The organism is Bradyrhizobium sp. AZCC 2262 (genome assembly GCF_036924535.1).
Classification (GTDB): Bacteria; Pseudomonadota; Alphaproteobacteria; order Rhizobiales; family Xanthobacteraceae; genus Bradyrhizobium.
In genome coordinates, this window is the sequence record NZ_JAZHRT010000001.1 from 862633 (window position 1) to 883413 (window position 20781).

Sequence of the window (20781 nt, forward strand, 5' to 3'; positions counted from 1 at the left end):
CGCGGCGCTTGCTGATCGATAGACGCCGCTCGACTCCCCGACCAGACCGGGGGCGGGCGGCTTCTTTTTTGGTAACCGTGGCGGTCCAGTCCAGCCTGCAGCTTGGAGACGAGGCCAATGCCCGGCCCCGCGTCCCGGCTCAAGAGCTATGTCAGCGGCAGGTCCGGCCCTGCAAAATCGGGGTTTGGCGTTACCCTTCCGGTTCCGGTAAGAAGGCCTTGAAGTCGCGGCGAAAACCTTCATTTCGCCAGGCAAAATAAACAAGAGGAAATGCCGGAGATGACCGCCAAGCCGCAATTGCCGGAGCGAATGCCCCGCGTAAAGGGCGAACCGACCGCGCTGGACGGTCTGCTGGTCGTCGACTTCACCCGTGTCGTTGCGGGCCCGGCCTGCACGCAAACGCTGGCCGATTTCGGCGCCGAAGTGATCAAGATCGAAAACCCTGATGGGGGTGACGATACCCGCCATTATGAACATGCGGAAATCGGTGGCGAGAGCGCGGCCTACCTCAGCCTCAATCGCAACAAGCGCGGCATTGCGCTCGATTTCAACAATCCTGCGGCGCTCGAAGTTGCGCGCGAACTGATCGCGAAAGCGGACGTCGTGGTGGAGAATTTCTCCGGCGGCATAATGAAGAAGTTCGGCCTCGACTATGCCTCCGTCGCGGCGACCAATCCGAAGCTGATCTATTGCTCGATCTCGGCCTATGGCCGCAAGGGCGAGTTTGCCTTACGTCCAGGTTTCGATCCGATCACGCAGGCCGAAAGCGGCTTCATGTCGCTGAACGGATTTCCGGATGGGGAGCCGGTGCGGACCGGTCCGCCGATCGTCGATATGGCGACGGGCATGTCGGCATGCAACGCGATCCTGCTGGCGTTGATCGCCCGCGACCGGCTCGGCCGCGGCCAGCAGGTCGAGGTCGCGCTGATCGACACCGCCGTGGCGATGACCGGTTTCTACGGCATGGCCTATCTGGTCAGCGGCGCGAATCCTGGCCGCTTCGGAAATTCGCCGAACGGTTCGCCCACCGTAGGCCTCTATCAGGCATCCGATGGGCCGCTTTACATGGCCTGCGCCAACGACCGCCTGTACCGTCGGCTCGTGGTGGACGTGCTCGGCCGGCCGGACCTCGTCACCGATCCCGCGTTCGCCCACAGGAAAAACCGAACCGCCAACAAGGAAAAGTTACGCGCCATCATCGCCGGCATCTTTGCCAGCGACAGCCTTGAGCACTGGATGGCAAAGATGAAGAAGGCCAACATACCGGTCGGCTATCTGCGCACGGTAGAAGAAGGCTTCAACGCACCGGAGGTGCGCGACCGCCATCGTCTCAGCCGGATTCCGCATCCGACGGCAGGCGCCGTCCCCAATATTGAAACGCCGCTGCAGATGAGCTTGACGCCGACCGTCGATCCCGTGGCGGCGCCGCTGCTCGGCGAGCATACCAGGGAAGTGCTCCAAAAGACCCTCGGCTATGATGAGCGACGTATCGCGGCGCTGGCCGAGGCGGGGGCTTTCGGGAAGCCGGGCAATACGGCCTGAGCGGCGCGATCAGGTTTGATGCATCTCGCAAACGAATAACATCCCTGCGTTTGCATGACGCCTAACTCGTTCAAAGCGGTAGCTTTTCCCGTTTGTCTGCGGGTAATGTTCCTGCAAAACGGGAGAGAAGCACCATGAACGACGGGACCCCCATACGGCCGTCGAGGAACGTCGAACTCGGCGCCAGCGGCGAAGAATTCCAGAATCTCCACGAATTCGTCCGCAAAGCCCGCGCCCGGCTCAACCAGAATGCATGGGACTATATCGTCGGCGCCGCGGAGACGGAGACCACCATGCGCCGCAACCGGATGGCGCTCGACGAGATTGCATTCCGGCCACGGGTGCTGCGGAACGTCGCCCAGGTCGACGGGTCGACCGAAATATTCGGCCGCCGCTTGCGCCTGCCGGTCATGATTGCGCCGGTCGGTGCACTCGAGATTTTCGATCCCAATTCAGGAGCCGCGGTCGCGCGCGGCGCGGGACAGTTCGGCGCCGCTCACGTGTTGAGTTCGGTGTCAGAACCAGGACTTGAGGCCACCGCCAAGGCGGCGCCCGATGCCCTGCGCATTTACCAGCTCTATGTCCGAGGCGATGACGCCTTTGTCGAAGACGCCGTCAGCCGAACCATCGACAATGGCTATGCCGCCTTCTGCCTGACCGTCGATACCGCGCATTACAGCCGGCGCGAGCGTGATATCGCCAAGCGGTATGTCAGGGAAAGCCGCATCCGGGCCACCGGCGGCGACTTCCAGAAGGGGCTGGATTGGCGCACGGTAAAGCTGATCAAGGACAAGTATAAAATTCCGCTGGTGATCAAGGGGATTGCGACTGCGGAAGACGCAGCCATCGCGCTCGACCATGGCGTGGATTGGATCTATGTGTCGAATCATGGCGGCCGCCAGCTCGACCATGGACGCGGTGCGATGCACGTCTTGCCGGAAATCGTCACAGCCGTTGCCGGCCGTGCCAAGATCATGGTCGATGGTTCATTCTGCCGTGGCACCGACATCGTGAAGGCGATCGCCTCCGGGGCCGATCTGGTCGGTATCGGTCGCCTGCAATGCTGGGCACTCGCAGCCGCAGGCGAAGCCGGCATCGTGCGGATGCTGGAGCTGCTGGAAGACGAGGTTATCCGCTGTCTCGGGCTGCTCGGCGTCACCAGCTTTGCCGAACTCGACAAGTCTTATCTGCACGCGGCGACCGCGACGAACCCGCCGAGCGTGTTCAGCGCCTTTCCACTGCTGGATATCGAACCCTATCGCTATTGAGAACGGCGGCCGCGCCGGGGCTTTTCGCCTGAAGACACTCCGTCATTTCCCGAGTTAATGGCCCGTCAGGGAACCTGGCGGGCATCTTCGCATTATTAGCTGCGCCGCGGGCGGTGCCGCCAAACACGAGTCTGATCTCCCATGGTCAAGTAGTCGCAAGCGAATGGCAGAAAATCCTTTCGCCCAATTCAGCCTCGAGAAGGCCATCGGTCTTCGCTGGACGTTGCGGGATATTCAGGCTCGCCGGCTGAAAATGTCGCCGGTGAGCGACGAGGATCTGACGACATTGACAGGCCTCGGCCTGGTCGAAGCGCGCGACGAAGGGCTCGTGCTGACGCAAGCTGGAATCGCCGTGCTGAACGGGCCGTAGTCAGCGCGCCTTCAGGAAGCTCTCGCCGGAGTCGCAAGGCGTGCAGCAGTAGGTCAGCACGTCGTAATTCTGGTCGCGCGGCTCTATCGTCGCCAGCCGCATCTGTGCGCCGCATTTCATGCAAGGCATTTCTATGCTGGTTTGAAACCGCGTGCAGGTTGGTGTCGGCCGAAATGTTTGCAGCATCGTATCCCCATGAGACTTAAATCCAGAGACGCAACGCCACCTACAGCCGGGCCCTAACCCCGAATCACTATGCCACACTGTTGCCACCTTTGGAATCGGGCGTCGACCCCCGTACGGCTACGGTCCGCGAGAAAGGGAAATCATTCCCTAGACCATTCGTTGGGATCGGGTCGGCCGGATGCCGACGTCCTGGGTCTGTGCCTTGGCGGAGCTGGGTCCAATACGGCGCAGACGCCGCCGGGAATTGTGCTAACCTGCCAAGGTCGACATTGGAGAAGCGACCATGACTGAACCGAAACTCGAAGTCCCGGCCGAGCTGCGTGATCTGGCCGAGAAAACCATCGACCAGGCGGAAAAGGCGTTCGGCATGTTCTTCGATGCCGCCGGCAAGTCGATGACGTCGATGCCCGGCGCGGGGACGGAAATTTCCAGGCAGGCGCTGTCGTTCACCGAGCAGAATATGAAGGCTGCGTTCGAGCATGCCCGCAAGCTGGTCCATGCGACCGATCTTCAGGAAGCGATGCGGATCCAGTCCGAATTCCTGCGCAGCCAGTTTACCAACGCCGGCGAGCATATGCGACAGATCACCGGCGGGGTCATGTCGGCCGCAAAAGATTCGGCGAAAGGCAAGTTCTGAACAGGTCGCTAGCGGCGGCGCGCGATCGCAACACCGCACAGAAAGGCGACGAACAAGCTCGCCAGCGGCGCTTCACGGGTAATCGTGCTGATGGTCGCGAGCGGCATTCCCGGTCGCTGTGCGGCTGCGATCGCGTCGCTGAGGCGGTTGGCCGCAGCCTGCAGCGCGTCGGACACTTCCGTGAGCGTGCGCGATACATCGGTCGCCGTATCGATGGCACGTTCCGCCATGCCGGGCTGCGAGGGCTCTGGGGTTTCGATTTTCACGTTCTGCAACTCACTCGATCGCTTGCCGGGTGACGGCTGACGTCCTGACAATGCGCGCCCCACGACATTTGTTCCCCTTAAGTTATCGCCTTGCTTGATCGATGGAGGAACCTTCATCGTCGCTGGGATTTGATCTCGTCAGAGGAAATGCACACGGATGTTCGGATGCCGAAGAATTTGGCGGAAGATCACTTGAGCCGACGTGGTGGCGCGCCGCTAAAGGTTGCGATTGCGGTAGCTGTTCTCGGCGTGCTCGGCCTGCTGATCGTCGACCATGGGCCATGGAACAAGCCGAAGGTACGGCCGGCCTTTATGGCGAGTTACAGCTCCACCGGCGAGTCCGCCCGGGCAGCCGGAGCAAAGGTCATGCCGACCGAACCGAAGCTGCAGGTGGAGCCTGAGCCACCCGTACCGAAACCTGTTCACCCGGTTAATCCGCCTCCGTAGAACGCGACGTTTGACACGTCGGGCAAATCACCGGCATAGTGGCAGCATCACCGAAGTCCATTGGCTTCCGAACGAGTGCGTCAGCGCACGCTGACGAATGCGCCCCAGCACGCAGCCAATCCCGCAGCTACAAGTACGAGCAGCGGATTGTCGCAAAACGGGCTGCCATATTGGCACATCGTTACACCCAGCGAGCCGATCTCGTGATGGCTCGCCGCATAGAACAAGCCCGACAGAACAGCGAGCACGGCAGCAACAAAGTACATTGACGTTCTCCTTGCGCTCTGTTGGATCATGGGTTGCGCCATCCACGGCCCAACGATTTCGTTTCGATGTCGCTACGCTCGATCTGGATCTGTTTGCTCCGGCTACTTGACGCGTCGGGCAAATCAGGTGCATATTGACACCGTCGCAGATATCGCAGCCCGCGCCGGAAAACGGCGGCGGGCTTTTTCGTTCACAAAACAATCGGCCAAAGCGGTTTCAATTTGTCAAAATCGTTTCGTCGAATTTTCCGCAATTTGTTGACCGCTCGAAAACGGTTTGACATGTCGGGCAAATCACCGGCATAACGCCAACATCGCGAAAGTTGTAAAGCCCGCACGGAGCAATCCGTCGCGGGCTTTTTGCTTGAAATCTCCCAATCGGACGGCGGCCGCACATCGACGCCGCAACTCCCAACGCCCCCGCCGGGCGTCGCGAGCGTGCCGTCGTCCGAGCCTTCACCATCACACATACAATTGGCCGGCATGCGCGAACATGTCGGCTTGCGGCGCGGTTCGTCACCGCCGCACGCGGCCCCTGACGGGATAAGGTTCGCGCCCCAAATGATCTGCGCCTGCACCGCGATCATGCCGCACGTTTCTTTTTTCCGGAGAGATGCCGATGACCGCCTACCTGATATCGCTCGCGCTCGTCGGCCTCGTCGTCATCGCAGTATCGGAGGAATTCTCGTGAGTGCCGAAATCATTCAATTCATCCCGCGGCCCGGACGCGACGACGCGGCAACGGATTTCCCGACAATCGCTTTCCGCTCTGCGGTGCGGGATCCCGCCGTCGCTCACGCCGATGCTGCCGCAGGTCAGCCTGCTGAACCGGAGAGGCGGGAAACCTAGCGTGGCCAAGCCTCTTGTAGAAATTCGCTCTCTCGCACGCAGCCACACCCGGACCGCAATCCGCGTTCTCGTCGGCATCATGCGATGCAAGGACGCAACGCCCGCCGCCCGCGTGTCAGCCGCAAACGCCATTCTCGATCGCGGCTGGGGCAGGGCCACGCAACCGCTGGAGAACAGCGGCGACGGTGCGCTCCAATTCATTCACCGCATCGAGCGGGTTATTGTCTATTTTGCCAAGCGGGGTTTCGAGAACGTGGCGCGGATCATCAAACGATGACCGGAGAGCAGGCTGCGGATGTCAGGGCCATCGTCGTCGAGATCCTGGCCGAACAACAGAGGATTCGTCATGACGATATCGATGCAGTGGTTCTCAAAGCGGTCGCGACGACGCTGACGTCATTCGGAATCGACGAAGAAGATCGCAAGGAGTTGCGCGCGGATTTTGAGCACCTTCGACGCTGGCGTAGAAGCGTCGAGCAGGCACAGAGCTACACCTTCAAGGCAGTCATCACGGTGATTGTGACCGGCTTCGTTGGGGCCGTCTGGCTCGGCATCAAGGCAACACTCGGAAAATGATCTCTTCGGACGTGCCGAGATACTAACGATGAGCGCGAATTCAGGTGCGACCGATGTATCGAATTCGTGAGGTTGATGCGAGTGACGATGATGTCGCGGACACGCTCGCGGAGCTTCATCACTTGACATTCCTTGACGCCGCCCCCGTTCCCAAATTTGATCAAGGGCACTGGTGGCTTGCCTTTCGCGGAACCGAGCCAGTCGCCTTCGCCGGGATCATTCCGTCCACTCATGTTTTCAATGCGGGCTATTTTTGCCGCGTCGGAGTGCTGGGGAAGCATTGCGGACGCCGGCTTCAGTTGCGCCTGATGCGGGCCATGGAGGCGCGAGCGCGGCTGAATGGGTGGTGTTCGATCATCTCCGACACTACGGATAACATGCACTCAGCCAACAACTTCATTCGCGCGGGCTATCGTCTGTTCAGCCCCAAGCATCCCTGGGCCTGGCCGAATACGCTTTATTGGCGGAAGGACGTAAAATAACGGCTCGTCTATTGCCTACCTCAAATTGCTCTATTCGCCCGGTGGCCTGGTGGCCACCGGGCCTTTTTGCTTTTTTGGGACCAGCGTCTTGCGGCAGAGTAGCCATGCTTCCCGTGCACCCTTGATCATTGGCGGTCAGCCAGTAGACTGGCAAAGCTCGGGCGGCGCAAAGCAACGGAGCAGGCGAGGAAACATATGGCTGGAGACGGCGGAAAGGCGGATGCCGGTTTGTCCGCGGGGCCGGGAGCGGACAGCTATGTTGCCATGGTCGCGCGTGCCAAGGCCCTGATTCCGGAGTTGCGCGACCGTGCTTCAAAGACGGAAGAGCTTCGGCGCCTGCCGCCGGAGACGGAGCGCGATTTGCACGACGCCGGCTTGTTCCGGATCGTGCAACCCAAACGCGTTGGAGGTGCCGAGCTTGACTATGTCGCTCTGGTCGATTGCGCCGACACGCTGGGGCAGGCCGACGCTTCCGTGGCGTGGAATTTCGCCAATCTTGCCAGCCATCACTGGATGCTGGGCATGTTTGACCGGCAGGCGCAGGACGCCGTCTGGAGCAGGAATGCCGATGCGTTGATCGCATCGTCCTTCATCTTTCCAGCCGGTCGCGCGAGAAAGGCGAATGGGGGATATGTCCTCCGTGGTCACTGGCCGTTCTCTTCGGGCGTCGAGTCCTGCGACTGGAACATGCTTGCCGGTGTGGTGTCATCAGACGATGAGGCTGATGGCATCGAATATCGGATATTCCTGCTTAACAGGAGCGAGTACAGGATCAACGACACCTGGAATGCGACGGGACTGTGCGGTACCGGTTCGAACGACGTGTGGGTCGAGGATACCTTTGTTGCGGAGAAGATGACCGTCGCGGTCAGCGAACTGACCGGTGGACCGACGCCGGGAAGCATGGTCAATCCAAACGCGCTGTATGCGCTGCCGGTATTCTCTCTTTTTCCTTACGTGTTATCGGGGGTCGGCTTGGGCAATGCGCAAGCCTGTCTGAATGACTACGTCGAATTCGCGCGGCATCGGGCCTCGACCTACAATCGTGCCAAACTCAGCGACCTGCAGACGACCCAAATCAAGATCGCAGAGGCATCCGCCAAGATCGACGCCGCTCGCCTCGTCATGCGCACGAACTGCATCGATGCGATGGATGATGCAAGGCGTGGCCACGTTCCGGACCTTGCGGCCAAGACGCGGCTCCGGCGGGATGGCGCTTTCTCGGTGAAGCTCTGCACCGACGCGGTCTCGCTGTTGTTCGCGGCAAGCGGTGCGCGCAGCCTGTTCACGTCAGGCGCGCTGCAGCGGCAATTCCGCGACGCCCATGCTGTGAATTCGCACCTCGCATTCAATTTCGATGCGGCTGGAACCAACTATGGACGCGTGGCGCTTGGCCTGCCGTCCGAAAATCTGACGCTCTGAGGCCTGGCGGATGTCTGACGCACCCAAACATCCGGCCGATCCGGCCAATGAATTTGCGAGCGACAACTCGGCGATCGATCCACGGGACTTCCGCAATGCGCTTGGTACGTTTGCCACAGGCGTCACCATCGTCACGGCGATGTCCGCAGAAGGAAGGCCGTATGGCGTGACCTGCAACTCGTTTGCCTCGGTGTCGCTCAATCCGCCGCTGGTATTGTGGAGTCTCGGGATGTTCTCTCAAGGACTCACGATCTTCCAGAACGCCAGCCATTTCACGATCAATGTTCTCGGAGCTTCCCAGCAAGCACTGGCGTCGAAGTTTGCAAAATCGTCCGACGACAAGTTCGCCGGCGTGAGCTGGACGCCCGGGCTTGGCAGCGCGCCGGTGCTGACCGACAGCGTCGCCAATTTCCAATGCCGCGCGGCCAATCGGTATTACGGCGGCGACCACATCATCTTCCTGGGCGCTGTCGAGGCCTACGCCTATAATCGGCAGGAGCCTCTGCTGTTTGCGCGCGGCGGCTTCGGCCGGTTCATTGCTGGAGACGGCAACGCTTCCTCGTGAGCGGACCGCCGGAGTTCGCTGGCGGTCCTGCGGTAGGGCGCAATTCTAGTTCTTTGCCATCTCAGCGCGATACCAGTCGCCGATTTCGCTGGCTGTCATCAGTGCAACGCCGTCGTGACCGAGGACGTAGTCGAGCAGCGCCTCCAGATACTTGATGCGATGTGGTACGCCCGTGATGTAGGGGTGAATCGAGATGGCCATGATCCGCGCGTTCGATGCGCCTTCCAGATACAGCCGGTCGAACTGATCGGTGCAGCGCTTCAGGAATTGCTCGGAAGGCAGATACTGCAGCGCATGGATGACGATATCGTTGGTTTCGACCGAATAAGGGATCGTGGTGATGATACCGTGAGGGGTAGCGATGTCCTGTGGCAGATCGTCGATCACCCAGTCAGCGACGTACTCGATACCATTGAGGCGAAGCAGATCGAGTGTCTCCTCAGTTTCCGTGAGGCCGGGGCTTTCCCATGACCGTGGCGGCTTCCCTGAGAATTTCGAAATTGTCTCGACCGAGCGCTTGATCGCATCCGCCTGGTTCTCGACCTTGTGCATCGGCCCCTGCACGAAACCATGACCCATGAATTCGAACCCGGCGTCGAGAGCGGCGGACGCGACGCGCGGGTAGGCAGTGCAGACATTGGCATTAAGCGCCAATGTCACCGGCATTTTGCGATCGGTCAGCGCCTTGAACTGTCGCCAGAAGCCGGCGCGCATCCCGTATTCATGCCATGACCAGTTCGGCACGTCGGGCAACAGCGGCTGACCCATCGGCGGGCTCAGCACCGTGCGCGGCATGGCGTTCTCAATCCGCCATTCCTCAACATTCAGGATAACCCATACCGCCAGCTTCTTGCCGGCGGGAAGCGTCAGTTTCGGTCGGTCGACTTGTGCCTGGTAGGGGATGCGATCGCTCAGTGCCACGGCGAGCTTTCCTGGTGTAGATGGACTATTCGGCGGCCTTGGAACCGCTGGATGCGCCGGCATTAACGCGCGGCATGACCTTTTCGGCCATCAGAATCATGGACCGGCGTCCGAGTTCGCGATCCTTCCAATCCTTGCCCGCATAGAGCAGTGTGCCGAAAGGCCCGGTCTCCTCCTGAAAAGCCAGCAGTTGATCGGCGACGCTTTCCGGCGTGCCATGAATGATCAGCTTGTCGCAGATCGACTCCAGCGTCACCTCATCGTCGGGCTGATCGCGGCGCGTTTTGAACAATTCGATACGGCCACCGCGCTTCAGCTTGGTGAACAGCGAGCGATAGTAATAAACATAGGGTCCGTTCGGATCCATGGCGTAGGCCTTCGCCGTTGCCGCGTCCCTGGCAACGAACACGCTCTTGGCAACGCGCCAATTTGCCGTATCCGCACGTCGGCCGGCCCGTTCGCATCCCTCTACGTATTTCGGCCAGTGGCTTTTCACCCAGGCCGGCATCAGGAAGTTTGCCGAGATTGGTTCCCAGCCGCGTGCGGCCGCTTCCGTCACCCCCTTGGAAAAGGGCGCCACCGCAGTGACCACGATCGGCGGGTGCGGCCGCTGCAGTGGGCGCGGGATGAAGCCCTGGCCGATGTCCTCGATCAGGGCCTTCTGAACCGATATGTTCCAGAATTGGCCCTGCAAATTATAGGGCGGGTCGCTGGCCCAAATCTGAAGCACCTGATTGATCGCCTCCAGGAACATGGCATTCCTGTCCGCCTCGAGATTGCCGAACACTTCCGCGTCCGACAACAGGCCGCCGGGGCTGATGCCGAAGATGAGGCGTCCGTCGAGCATGTGATCGAGCATCGCGATCGAGGCTGCAATCGCTGCCGGATGTGCGTTCGGCATGTTGACGGTGCCCGTGCCAAGCTTGATCTGCTTGGTCGCCGCCGCGAGCCACGCGATGAAGGCTATGCAGGAAGTGATGTTTTCGGCCTTGTCGGTGACGTGCTCGCCGACATAGGCTTCGGTGAAGCCGAGTTCATCGGCCAGCAGGAAAGCCTCGCGGTCCTCCTTGAGCGAAAGCCGCCAATCCTTGTCGACAGGATGGATCGGCATCGTGAAGAACCCAAGCTTCATGGTCTGCTCTTCCCCAAGGCAGGCTTTTTGTTTGGAAGAACGTGCGTCGTTCGTCGTTCGAAAACAAGCTCAAAGTCGAAATAATTACCCGATAACAAACTTGACCTTTGTTGGTCCCAGCCCTCTAATTCCGCAAAAATGCTGATAGTCGGCGGGGGAGGTCACGCCAAAAATGAAAGCCTCGGCTTTTGCTTACGCCCGCGCAACCAGCGTCGCAAATGCGCTGGAATTGCTGACTGCGCATGGCGAAAGGGCCAAGGTGTTGTCGGGCGGCCAGAGCCTGCTGCCGGCAATGAATCTGCGTCTGATCGCGCCCGAACTCATCATCGATATCGGCGACCTAGCCGAGTTGCGTGGCGTTGTGGTGAAGGGGGGCGTCCTCACCATTGGTGCGCTGACACGTCACGTCGATCTCTTGAAATCCCCGGAAATAGCAGCCCATGCTTCCCTGCTGACGGATGCGGTCGCCCATGTCGCCCATCCTGCAATCCGCAACCGCGGCACCATCGGAGGAAGCCTTGCGCATGCAGATCCAGCTTCCGAACTGCCGGCCTGCATGCTCACGCTCGGCGCTACCATCATCGTTCGCGGGCCAGACGGGGAGCGGCGGATTGCGGCAAGCGAGTTCTCCGCCGGGATCTACGAAACTGCGCTTAAGCCACAGGAGTTGCTGGTCGCCGTTGAGTTGCCGGTGCGTCCAGAAAATTCGACGTATTTCTTTCATGAGTTCGCCCGCCGACATGGCGACTACGCAATCGTCGGCCTCGCAGCGCAGGCCGTCGTCAACGACGGGCGGTTTGCCGATCTTCGCCTTGGTTTCTTTGCCGTCGGCGATCGCCCGTTGCTAGCCGGATCGGCCGGCAAACTGGTCAATGTCACCATTACGTCTGCAGTATTGTCGGAGGCGTTTTCCGCATTGGATGAAGAGCTCGACCCGCTGGAGGATCAACAGGCGACACCCGCCATGCGCCGGCATCTGGCGAAGGTTCTGCTGGCGCGTTGCGTATCCTTGCTGCTTGATCGCCCCGATCTCCATGCGGAAGCATCGGCGTGACGACTGCGGTTGCGATTTCGTTGAGTGTCAATGGTGAGCGTGTTGAAGCGAATGTACTGCCGCGCCTGAATTTGGCGGATTTCCTTCGCGAGCATCTCAAGCTGACCGGCACACATGTCGGTTGCGAACACGGGGTGTGCGGCGCATGCACCGTTCGTGTTAATGGCGATATCGTCCGTTCCTGCTTGTTGCTTGCAGTACAGACGCACAATGCGACGGTTGAGACGATCGAGGGGATCTCCGACAGCGGTGAGATTGCCGATTTGCAGTCTGCATTCAGGGAACGCAACGCACTGCAATGCGGCTTCTGTACGCCCGGAATGCTGATGGCAGCGCAGGATCTTTTGAAGCAATCGTCGTGTCCGGATCGAGAACAGATCCGCGAACATCTCTCCGGCAATTATTGCCGGTGTACAGGCTACCAGGCCATCGTCGACGCCATCGAGACCACAGCGCGGGCCCGCGCCGAACGCTTGCCATGACATCAGAACAGGAAAAATCTGAAACGCTTTCTGCTCTGGACCGTCCGAATTCCTATATCGGCAAGACGGTGCCACGGCCGAACCTTGACCGGCTGATGCAGGGGCGGGGGCTCTATGTCAGCGACATCCAGCTGCCGCGCATGGCACATGTCGTGTTTCTGCGCTCGCCGCACGCGCACGCGAAGATCAAGGGCATCGACGCCTCAGTGGCCAACCGGATGCCGGGAGTGATCGCCGTCGTTTCAGGCAAGGAACTCTCGACCGTCATCACGCCGTGGGTCGGCGTACTGTCGCATTTGAAGGGCCTCAAATCCGCCCCGCAAAGCGCCATCGCGGTTGACCGCGTGTGCTGGCAGGGCGAAGCGGTCACGGCCGTGGTGGCTAGCAGTCGCGCCCAGGCGGAGGACGCCGCGGAGCTTGTCTCGGTAGATTATGAGGAACTCGACGCTGTAACGGACATGCGCACCGCACTTGATCCAGCTACAGCGGTGATCCACGCCTCGCTCGGCGACAACCTGGCCTTTGAGCGCAATCACGATTCCGGCGCCGTCGATCAGGCCTTTGCCGAATCCGACGAGGTGGTGGAAGCAGAGTTTGTTTTCGGGCGGCACACCGGAGTGACACTCGAACCGCGCGCGGTGGTAGCCGACTGGAACGCCGCGGAAGCGAGACTGATCATCTATCAAGGGACGCAAGCGCCGCATATGGTGCAAAATATTGCGGCGCTTCATCTCGGTGTGAAGGAATCGCAGGTTCGCGTGGTCTGCAAGGACGTCGGCGGCTCCTTCGGTATCAAGGTTCACATTTATGCCGACGAGATGGCGACTTATGCGCTGTCCAAGCTGCTGCGGCGTCCGGTCAAATTCGTCGCCGACCGGGTCGAGAGCTTCAATACCGATATTCATGCCCGCGACCATCGTTGCAAGGGAAAGATCGGCGTCAAGCGCGACGGCACTATCACGGCATTCGAGATCGACGATCTCACGGGAATCGGGCCCTATTCGATGTACCCGCGCACCAGCGCGATCGAAGCCAATCAGGTCGTCAATCTCGTCGGTGGTCCCTACCTGACCAGAAATTATCGTGCCCGGGCCCGCGTCGTGTTCCAGAACAAGAACGTGATGTGCCAGTACCGCGCTGTTGGCCATCCGATCGCCTGCTCGGTGACGGAAGGCCTGGTCGATCTGGCGGCCATGAAGATCGGCATGGACCCGATCGAGATCCGCCGCCGCAATCTGATTGCCGATGACGCTTACCCCTGCGCTTCGCCGTCAGGCTTGCGCTTCGAACAACTGTCGCACCATGCAGCGCTCGCCAAGCTCGTCAAGATGATGGACTACGACGCGTTGCGCGCCGAGCAGACCGACCTGCGAGCGAAGAACATCCATCGTGGCATCGGCATCGCCAGTTTTATAGAGGTCACCAATCCCAGTGCGGCGTTCTATGGCGTCGGTGGTGCGAAGATATCCTCGCAGGATGGCGTTGCGGTGCGGCTGGACGCGCAGGGGTCAGTGATCTGCCAAACGAGTATCACCGAACAGGGGCAAGGATCGGAATCGCTCACCGCGCAGATCGTTGGAAGCGTACTCGGCGTCTCGATGGATCGCGTCCGCGTGATCCTCGGCGATACTGACAATACGCCGTATGGCGGAGGCACCTGGGCCTCGCGCGGCGCTGGTATCGGTGGGGAAGCCGCGCTTCAAGCTGCCAAGGTACTGCGCAAAAACATCCTCGACGTGGCGGCCGCCGTCCTGCAATCAACGTCAGGGGAACTCGACATTGTCAACAATGGCGTTGTGAATGCCGTCGATGGTACGCCGCGGATCGATTTGAGCGAGCTCGCGCGCATTGTCTATTTTCGTCCCGATACGCTGCCGCCGGGCATTCAGCCCGAGTTTATGGCTACCAGGCACTTTGTCCCGCGCGAATACCCATTCGCCTTCACCAACGGCGTTCAGGCGTCGTGGCTGGAAGTCGATGTCGATACCGGCTTCGTGAAGCTCCTCAAGCACTGGGTGGTCGAGGATTGCGGCACCATCATTAATCCGCAACTGGTCGACGAGCAGATCAGGGGTGGCGTGGTACAGGGCCTTGGCGCGGCGCTGTTCGAGAAATGCGTGTATGACGAACGTGGCCAGCTCACCAACGCCAACATGGCCGATTATCTGGTTCCGATGTCCGGTGAAATGCCTGACATCGATGTCGGGCATGTGGTTTCGCCGACCTTGGAATCGGAACTGGGTGCGAAAGGGGCAGGCGAGGCTGGCACGGCGGGTGCCGCGGCGGCCGTAACCAATGCGGTCAACGACGCGCTGCGGCCGTTTGGGACAATCATCACGGAAATTCCGCTGACGCCTCAGGTTATCCTGACTGCCTTGGGTCGAATATAATACGACGGTGACAGGATCGATCAAACAGAGCGAGAAGACATATGGACCAAGCCCAACGCGCCGTGCAGACCGAGTCCAACGAGGTCCTCTACGACGTGGCCGATCATATCGCCATCATCACGCTCAACGCACCCGAGCGCATGAATACGATTTCAGGTCCCATGTTGAATAATCTGACGCGGCTACTCATCAAGGCAAACGAGGATCGCGACGTTCGCTGCGTCATCCTTACCGGCAATGGGCGTGCATTTTGTGCCGGTCTGGATTTGCGTAAGGAGCGCAGCGGGGATGGCCTCAGTTCGGCTTCGTCAGCGACTTCGCTGGACCTGCGCAACACGCCGCCGACCGTTTTGCAGGCCATGGACAAGCCGACGATTTGCGCCGTGAATGGCGGAGCCGCGGGATACGGCATGGATACGGCGCTCGGCTGCGATATTCGCATCATGGCGGAATCGTCAAAGCTGGCGGCCGCCTTCGCCAAGCGCGGCGTGGTGCCGGAATCAGGCGGTACGTGGTTTCTGCCGCGCATGATCGGCTGGGCCAAGGCATCCGAGCTGATCTTCACCGGCCGCACGCTCTCGGCGCGGGAAGCCCTCGACTGGGGGCTTGCCAACGAGGTCGTGCCGGATGCAGCCCTGATGGGACGGGCGCGCGAGGTGGCACGCGAGATCGCGGCCAACGCGCCGCTGGCGGTCCAGGCCGCCAAGCGCATGATGCGGATGGGGCTCAACGAAACGTTTCCCGATCATGTGCATCACGTCTATCTGCAACTCCTGCCGCTGTTCAAGACGCGGGACATGCAGGAAGGCGTCAAAGCATTCATGGAGAAGCGAGAACCGAAGTTCGAAGGGCGTTAATTGCCGTTCGCGCTATTCGGCCGCTGCACTCGCGATCGCGCCCGCCTGCCGGTTGGTCACAACCACCTTGATCGCATCTTCGACGCGCTCGCGGGCATATCGCAGCGCGGTCGGCAAATCGGCCAGCGGAAACGTGTGAGTATGGATTTTCGTAGCGTCGAAGCGCTTTTCCGCCATCAGCGCCATGGCGCGGCGGGTGGCGCTGCGGCCTTCGCCACGAATTCCGTAGGCATAGATATTGTTCTTCACGAGATGCGCGAGATCCATCGTGACTGGATCGTGCGGAAACGCGGCGAGGCAGATTTTCCCGCCGCGATTGGTCATGTGAATGGCCTGATCGATCGTTGCTTCGGTGCCGGCGCATTCGACCACGTAGTCTGCGCCGATGCCGCCGGTGAGTTGCCTGACCACCTCAACTGCGTCCTCGTCGTTGACATTGATGACACGGTCGGCGCCAAGTTCCCGGCCGATCGCCAGCCTTCTGTTGCGCGTCCCTGTCAGGATGACCGGGCTGGCGCCGAGCGCCTTGGCCACGGCCACCGCGAGTAGTCCGATCGGCCCCGGACCGATCACCACGACGCTCTCGCCGGCCACCAACCCTCCCAACTCCGTCAGCCCATACATCGAGGTACCCGCGGTGACGACCAGCGTCGCCTCGGCGTCGCTCATGGTGTCGGGCACCCGCGCCAGCGTGTTGATGTGATTGACGGCGTATTCGGCAAAGCCGCCGTCTGTCGTGAAGCCGTTTGCGCGATGGCCCTTCTCCGGCTTCCCGTAATTCAGACATGACGTATACATGCCCTGGCGGCAGCGCTTGCACTGGCCGCAGCCGGCGTGGATTTCCACGCTGATCCGCTCACCGATCTCGAATTCGTCGACGTCGGGCCCGAGCGCGGCGACCGTGCCCATATACTCGTGGCCCGGCGTGAAATTCTTGTTGAAGGGCAAGCCACCTTCAATGCTGGCCGGCGATCCCGAATGAATGATTTCGAGATCAGTGGCGCAGATCGCGACGGCATCGATCCGGATCAGAACTTCGGCGCGTGAAGGAACGGGCACAGGTTTTTCAAGCAGCAAGAGCTGGTCCGGGTCGCCCAGCACCCAGGCCTTCATCCGGTCGGGAATGGGAAGTGCGGGCGATGTCTTCACGCCTGGAGGTTGGTACATGAGTCTCTCCTCTAGCGCCGGATGCTACCGGAAATCGCTGGCCAGCGAAATTGCGGGAGGCCGCTAGCGTCGTGTAGGTTTGCTGCATAGCAAAAAACGCCTTGTCGCAAAACCTTCATACGCGGCCTATACTTGCACACCGGTCGGTGATGAGATCGTCAATTGCCGCCTAAACCGGAGTGCTCCATGAAGACCGTCCGTTTTGTTCTTGCCTTGCTGGCGCTGTCGCTGATCGCGCCCTGGCAGTCCGCCAAAGCGGCCGACGTCATCTGCTACAATTGCCCGCCGGAATGGGCGGACTGGGCTTCGATGCTTAAGGCGATCAAGGCCGATCTCAACTATGATATTCCGCACGACAACAAGAATTCCGGTCAGGCGCTGGCTCAGATACTCGCCGAGAAGAGCAACCCGGTCGGCGATATCGGCTATTTCGGCGTTACCTTCGGCATGAAGGCCAAAGCGCAGGATGCGCTCGAGCCTTATAAGCCGGCGAAATGGGACCAGGTCCCCGCCGGCCTGAAGGATGCCGACGGCTACTGGACGACGATTCATTCCGGCACGCTTGGCCTGTTCGTCAACAAGGACGCGCTCGGCGGCAAGCCGGTGCCGGCCTGCTGGGAGGATCTGCTGAAGCCCGACTATAAGGGTATGGTCGGTTATCTCGATCCGTCCTCGGCCGCGGTTGGGTATGTCGGTGCGGTCGCGATCAATCTGGCGCTCGGCGGCTCCGAAGCAAACTTCGATCCCGCGATCAATTTCTTCAAGGACCTGCGGAAGAACGATCCGATCGTTCCCAAGCAGACTTCCTACGCCCGAGTTGTCTCCGGCGAGATGCCGATTCTGTTCGACTATGATTTCAACGCCTATCGCGCGAAATATTCGGAAAAGGGCAATTTTGAATTCGTGATCCCCTGCGAAGGATCGGTAGTGTTTCCCTACGTCGTCGGCCTCGTCAAGAACGCGCCTGACAAGGACAAGGCCAAGAAGGTGCTGGATTATCTTTTGTCCGACAAGGGACAGGCGATCTGGACCAACGCCTATCTCCGTCCGGCGCGGCCGATCGACCTGCCGGAGGCGGTGAAGAAGAAATTCCTGCCTGACAGCGACTATGCGCGCGCGAAGAATGTCGACTGGGGCCAGATGGAAAACGTGCAAAAAGGCTTTGTCGACCGCTATCTCGCCGAGGTCCGCTGAGGCAATATGGCGCCTCTGGCCGGGGCGCTATCTTCTGATGTCACATAGATCTTTTGTCTGGTTATGCCTGCTGCCGCTTGCGGTGGCGACGGTGGCGTTCTTTCTGCTGCCGATGGCACGGCTTGTCGTGACCGGCGCGGAAGGCCCGCAGGGACTCGCGGGATATCTCGCGATCCTGACCGAGCCACGTTACCGTGCGACGCTAATCAACACCGTGCTACTTGCCACCGCGACCACCATTGTGACCCTGATCGTGGCGACAATCGCCGGAATGTTCCTGCAACGGCATCGTTTCCCGGGTCGTGCCGTTCTGATCGCGATGCTGACCTTTCCGCTGGCGTTTCCCGGTGTGGTGGTCGGCTTCCTGATCATTCTCCTCGCCGGGCGACAGGGCTTGATCGGCGATTTCTCCAACCGGCTGTTTGGCGAGAAGCTGGTCTTCGCCTATTCGATCTACGGCCTGTTTCTTGGATATCTGTATTTCTCCATCCCGCGCGTCATTCTCACCATCATGGCCGCGGTGCAGAAACTCGATATCGGCCTGGAAGAAGCCGCGCGTTCGCTCGGCGCGAGCCCGTGGGCGGTGCAGCGCGATGTCGTGCTGCCGGCGCTGGCGCCGGCCTTCGTTGCCTCCGGCGCCATTGCGTTTGCGACCGCGATGGGTGCGTTCGGCACGGCGTTTACGCTGGCGACGAACATCGATGTATTGCCGATGCTGATTTATACCGAATTCACGCTAGCCGCGAACTTCTCGATCTCGGCCGCGCTGTCGGTCGGGCTTGGCATCATCACCTGGTTTATTCTTGCGCTTGCTCGCTCCTTCAGCGGAAGCGCCGTTGCGGCGGCTGGATAAGACCATGCGCGATCGGCTGATCTTCACCGGCCAATTCATCTTCACACTGCTCGTTGCCGCATTCCTGGTCGTCCCGGCGATCCTGTCGATTTCTGCCGGCGTGACCGTGAATTATTTCCGTGGCATCCAATCGGGCGTGACCCTGCAATGGGTCGTGCAGGTATGGGAGCTCTATGCCGGCACCATCCTGCTGTCATTCGTGGTTGCATTTGCGACGCTTGCAGTAACGCTCGCCGTGGGCGTTCCAGCCGCCTATGCCTTGCATGTGCGGGGAGGGCGGCTGTCGCGGATCGTCGAGGAGATCATCACCCTGCCGTTGGCGATCCCCGGCCTGGCCATCGCGCTGGCGCTGCTCTTGACCTACGGAGGTTTCGGCGACTTTCGCCGCTCCTGGCTATTCATTCTCACGGGCCATGTCATCTTCACGATGCCCTTTATGGTGCGATCGGTTATGGCCGTGTTCGCGACAGTCGACATCAGGACGTTGGACGAGGGCGCGGCGTCGCTCGGTGCATCGCCGTGGCGGCGCTTCCGCGACGTGATCGTGCCCAACGCTGCACCGGGGATATTGGCGGGCAGCCTGATGGTGGTGACGTTGTCGCTCGGTGAATTCAACCTGACCTGGATGCTTCACACGCCGTTGACCAAGACGCTGCCGATCGGGCTCGCTGATAGCTACGCCTCGATGCGGCTGGAAGTGGCCTCGGCCTATACGCTGATCTTCTTCGTGATGATCATTCCGCTGCTGGTTGTTATGCAATTGTTTGCCGAGAAGGAACAGAAGAGATGAGTGCGCAGGCCGGACACGGCGCTTCAGTGCATATCGAGGCCTGCGGCAAGACGTTTACCGACGGAACACGCGCGCTCGAACCTGCAACACTTGACATCGCCCGTGGTGAAACGCTGGTGCTGCTCGGCCCCTCCGGCTGCGGCAAAACCACCATGCTGCGCATCATCGCGGGGCTGGAAGTGGCCGATGCTGGCGGCAAGGTGCTATTCGACGGCAAGGACATGACGGCGGTGCCGATCGAGCGGCGCAACGTCGGCATGGTGTTTCAATCCTACGCTCTTTTCCCCAACATGACCGTATCGGACAATATCGGTTATGGTCTGAAAATCCGCGGGATACCAGCGAAGGAGCGGGCGGCACGCGTGGCGGAACTGGTGGCGCTGACCAATATCTCCGGGCTTGAGAACCGCCGCATCGACCAGCTTTCCGGCGGGCAGCGCCAGCGCGTCGCGCTGGCGCGCGCGGTAGCGATCCGGCCGGGCATCCTGTTGCTCGACGAGCCGTTGACGGCGCTCGACGCCGCGTTGCGCGACCGGCTGCGCGGCGAACTGAACCGCCTGCTGCGTGCGCTGGGTATCACCACGATTTATGTGACCCACGATCAGTCAGAGGCCATGGAGCTCGGCGATCGCGTCGTCGTCATGCAGAAGGGAGCGATTGCACAGATCGGCACGCCGCGCGAGATCTACTTCACGCCGAAAAGTCGGTTTGTCGCCGAATTCATTGGCGCCGCGAATATTGTCGAAGCGGCGGTCGAGGACGGTCATCTCGTGTTACCGGGTGGACGGCAGCCGATTCAATGCGATGTGGACATGCCGGCGGCGGTCGCGATGATCCGCCCCGAAACCATCCGCGTGACGTCAACTGGAAGTGCGCCGCTGTCGGGCACCGTCGACAGCGTCAGCTTCATCGGTGACAGGCAACGGCTGGTCGTCAGTAGCGCGTCCGACAGGTTGCTCACGGTCGACGCGCCGAATACGCTTCGAGCCAGGCCAGGCGAACGGATCGGATTGTCGATTTCGCCGGACGCTGTCCGCCTGCTGCCGCCCGAGAGCTGAGAGGGAC

24 protein-coding genes are annotated in these 20781 nt (G+C 60.7%); 18 read left to right on the forward strand and 6 right to left on the reverse strand.

Going from position 1 to position 20781, the window contains the following annotated elements:
• The first annotated feature begins 279 nt into the window (after nucleotides 1–279).
• The 4 genes from V1283_RS03885 (at nucleotide 280) to V1283_RS03900 (ending at nucleotide 4003) form a co-directional block, all read left to right on the forward strand.
• The gene (locus V1283_RS03885; protein ID WP_334385122.1) at nucleotides 280–1542 is read left to right on the forward strand and encodes a CaiB/BaiF CoA transferase family protein; all 1263 of its coding nucleotides are present in this window, start codon (nucleotides 280–282) and stop codon (nucleotides 1540–1542) included.
• A gap of 134 nt (nucleotides 1543–1676) precedes the next feature.
• Nucleotides 1677–2810 (forward strand): alpha-hydroxy acid oxidase, encoded by a 1134-nt coding sequence (locus V1283_RS03890; RefSeq protein WP_334385123.1) that lies wholly within the window; start codon nucleotides 1677–1679, stop codon nucleotides 2808–2810.
• A gap of 163 nt (nucleotides 2811–2973) precedes the next feature.
• Nucleotides 2974–3180: a hypothetical protein gene (locus tag V1283_RS03895; protein WP_334385124.1), complete on the forward strand. Its 207-nt coding sequence runs from the start codon at nucleotides 2974–2976 to the stop codon at nucleotides 3178–3180.
• Nucleotides 3181–3649: 469 nt separating this feature from the next.
• Nucleotides 3650–4003 (forward strand): phasin, encoded by a 354-nt coding sequence (locus V1283_RS03900; protein WP_057840260.1) that lies wholly within the window; start codon nucleotides 3650–3652, stop codon nucleotides 4001–4003.
• Between the two features lie 8 nt (nucleotides 4004–4011).
• Here the strand turns inward: V1283_RS03900 and V1283_RS03905 are convergent, their stop codons facing one another.
• Entirely contained in the window at nucleotides 4012–4233 is a 222-nt protein-coding gene (locus V1283_RS03905; RefSeq protein ID WP_442895840.1) for a hypothetical protein, read from the reverse strand.
• A 201-nt stretch (nucleotides 4234–4434) separates the two neighbouring features.
• Between V1283_RS03905 and V1283_RS03910 the strand changes: the two genes are divergently transcribed.
• Nucleotides 4435–4716, forward strand: coding sequence for a hypothetical protein (locus tag V1283_RS03910; protein WP_334385126.1), 282 nt, complete (start codon nucleotides 4435–4437; stop codon nucleotides 4714–4716).
• 80 nt (nucleotides 4717–4796) lie between these two features.
• Here the strand turns inward: V1283_RS03910 and V1283_RS03915 are convergent, their stop codons facing one another.
• Nucleotides 4797–4982, reverse strand: coding sequence for a hypothetical protein (locus V1283_RS03915; RefSeq protein WP_334385127.1), 186 nt, complete (start codon nucleotides 4980–4982; stop codon nucleotides 4797–4799).
• Nucleotides 4983–5173: 191 nt separating this feature from the next.
• Nucleotides 5174–5569: a hypothetical protein gene (locus tag V1283_RS03920; RefSeq protein ID WP_334385128.1), complete on the reverse strand. Its 396-nt coding sequence runs from the start codon at nucleotides 5567–5569 to the stop codon at nucleotides 5174–5176.
• Nucleotides 5570–5784: 215 nt separating this feature from the next.
• Here V1283_RS03920 and V1283_RS03925 point away from each other — a divergent pair, with 215 nt between their 5' ends.
• The 5 genes from V1283_RS03925 (at nucleotide 5785) to V1283_RS03945 (ending at nucleotide 8876) form a co-directional block, all read left to right on the forward strand.
• Nucleotides 5785–6108, forward strand: coding sequence for a hypothetical protein (locus V1283_RS03925; RefSeq protein WP_334385129.1), 324 nt, complete (start codon nucleotides 5785–5787; stop codon nucleotides 6106–6108).
• Entirely contained in the window at nucleotides 6105–6407 is a 303-nt protein-coding gene (locus V1283_RS03930; RefSeq protein WP_334385130.1) for a hypothetical protein, read from the forward strand. Before V1283_RS03925 ends, V1283_RS03930 begins: the two co-directional genes overlap by 4 nt.
• Before the next feature lie 53 nt (nucleotides 6408–6460).
• Nucleotides 6461–6889, forward strand: coding sequence for a GNAT family N-acetyltransferase (locus V1283_RS03935; RefSeq protein ID WP_334385131.1), 429 nt, complete (start codon nucleotides 6461–6463; stop codon nucleotides 6887–6889).
• 195 nt (nucleotides 6890–7084) lie between these two features.
• Entirely contained in the window at nucleotides 7085–8311 is a 1227-nt protein-coding gene (locus V1283_RS03940; RefSeq protein WP_334385132.1) for an acyl-CoA dehydrogenase family protein, read from the forward strand.
• Nucleotides 8312–8321: 10 nt separating this feature from the next.
• Complete coding sequence (locus V1283_RS03945) at nucleotides 8322–8876, forward strand: flavin reductase family protein (RefSeq protein ID WP_334385133.1); 555 nt, start codon at nucleotides 8322–8324, stop codon at nucleotides 8874–8876.
• A gap of 45 nt (nucleotides 8877–8921) precedes the next feature.
• Here V1283_RS03945 and V1283_RS03950 read toward each other — a convergent pair whose 3' ends face one another.
• Both V1283_RS03950 and V1283_RS03955 read right to left on the reverse strand, forming a co-directional pair.
• Nucleotides 8922–9797 carry a polysaccharide deacetylase family protein gene (locus tag V1283_RS03950; protein WP_334385134.1) on the reverse strand — a complete coding sequence of 292 codons (876 nt, stop codon included), beginning with the start codon at nucleotides 9795–9797 and terminating at the stop codon, nucleotides 8922–8924.
• 25 nt (nucleotides 9798–9822) lie between these two features.
• On the reverse strand, nucleotides 9823–10929 hold the full coding sequence (locus V1283_RS03955) for an LLM class flavin-dependent oxidoreductase (RefSeq protein ID WP_334385135.1): 1107 nt from the start codon (nucleotides 10927–10929) through the stop codon (nucleotides 9823–9825).
• Nucleotides 10930–11101: 172 nt separating this feature from the next.
• Between V1283_RS03955 and V1283_RS03960 the strand changes: the two genes are divergently transcribed.
• The 4 genes from V1283_RS03960 to V1283_RS03975 are packed head-to-tail and all read left to right on the forward strand — an operon-like array spanning nucleotide 11102 to nucleotide 15712.
• The gene (locus V1283_RS03960) at nucleotides 11102–11983 is read left to right on the forward strand and encodes an FAD binding domain-containing protein (protein ID WP_334385136.1); all 882 of its coding nucleotides are present in this window, start codon (nucleotides 11102–11104) and stop codon (nucleotides 11981–11983) included.
• Nucleotides 11980–12465: a (2Fe-2S)-binding protein gene (locus V1283_RS03965; RefSeq protein WP_334385137.1), complete on the forward strand. Its 486-nt coding sequence runs from the start codon at nucleotides 11980–11982 to the stop codon at nucleotides 12463–12465. Before V1283_RS03960 ends, V1283_RS03965 begins: the two co-directional genes overlap by 4 nt.
• A complete protein-coding gene (locus tag V1283_RS03970) occupies nucleotides 12462–14855 on the forward strand; it encodes a xanthine dehydrogenase family protein molybdopterin-binding subunit (protein WP_334385138.1) in 2394 nt (797 codons plus the stop codon). The genes V1283_RS03965 and V1283_RS03970 overlap by 4 nt, the downstream gene beginning before the upstream one ends.
• 41 nt (nucleotides 14856–14896) lie before the next feature.
• The gene (locus V1283_RS03975) at nucleotides 14897–15712 is read left to right on the forward strand and encodes an enoyl-CoA hydratase/isomerase family protein (protein ID WP_334385139.1); all 816 of its coding nucleotides are present in this window, start codon (nucleotides 14897–14899) and stop codon (nucleotides 15710–15712) included.
• 12 nt (nucleotides 15713–15724) lie between these two features.
• Here V1283_RS03975 and V1283_RS03980 read toward each other — a convergent pair whose 3' ends face one another.
• Nucleotides 15725–16879 carry a zinc-dependent alcohol dehydrogenase gene (locus tag V1283_RS03980; RefSeq protein WP_334385140.1) on the reverse strand — a complete coding sequence of 385 codons (1155 nt, stop codon included), beginning with the start codon at nucleotides 16877–16879 and terminating at the stop codon, nucleotides 15725–15727.
• 186 nt (nucleotides 16880–17065) lie between these two features.
• Between V1283_RS03980 and V1283_RS03985 the strand changes: the two genes are divergently transcribed.
• The 4 genes from V1283_RS03985 to V1283_RS04000 are packed head-to-tail and all read left to right on the forward strand — an operon-like array spanning nucleotide 17066 to nucleotide 20774.
• Complete coding sequence (locus V1283_RS03985; RefSeq protein WP_334385141.1) at nucleotides 17066–18073, forward strand: ABC transporter substrate-binding protein; 1008 nt, start codon at nucleotides 17066–17068, stop codon at nucleotides 18071–18073.
• Nucleotides 18074–18110: 37 nt separating this feature from the next.
• Nucleotides 18111–18926, forward strand: coding sequence for an ABC transporter permease (locus V1283_RS03990; RefSeq protein ID WP_334385142.1), 816 nt, complete (start codon nucleotides 18111–18113; stop codon nucleotides 18924–18926).
• 4 nt (nucleotides 18927–18930) lie between these two features.
• Nucleotides 18931–19716, forward strand: coding sequence for an ABC transporter permease (locus V1283_RS03995; RefSeq protein WP_334385143.1), 786 nt, complete (start codon nucleotides 18931–18933; stop codon nucleotides 19714–19716).
• Nucleotides 19713–20774, forward strand: coding sequence for an ABC transporter ATP-binding protein (locus tag V1283_RS04000; RefSeq protein WP_334385144.1), 1062 nt, complete (start codon nucleotides 19713–19715; stop codon nucleotides 20772–20774). The genes V1283_RS03995 and V1283_RS04000 overlap by 4 nt, the downstream gene beginning before the upstream one ends.
• Nucleotides 20775–20781: the final 7 nt, after the last annotated feature.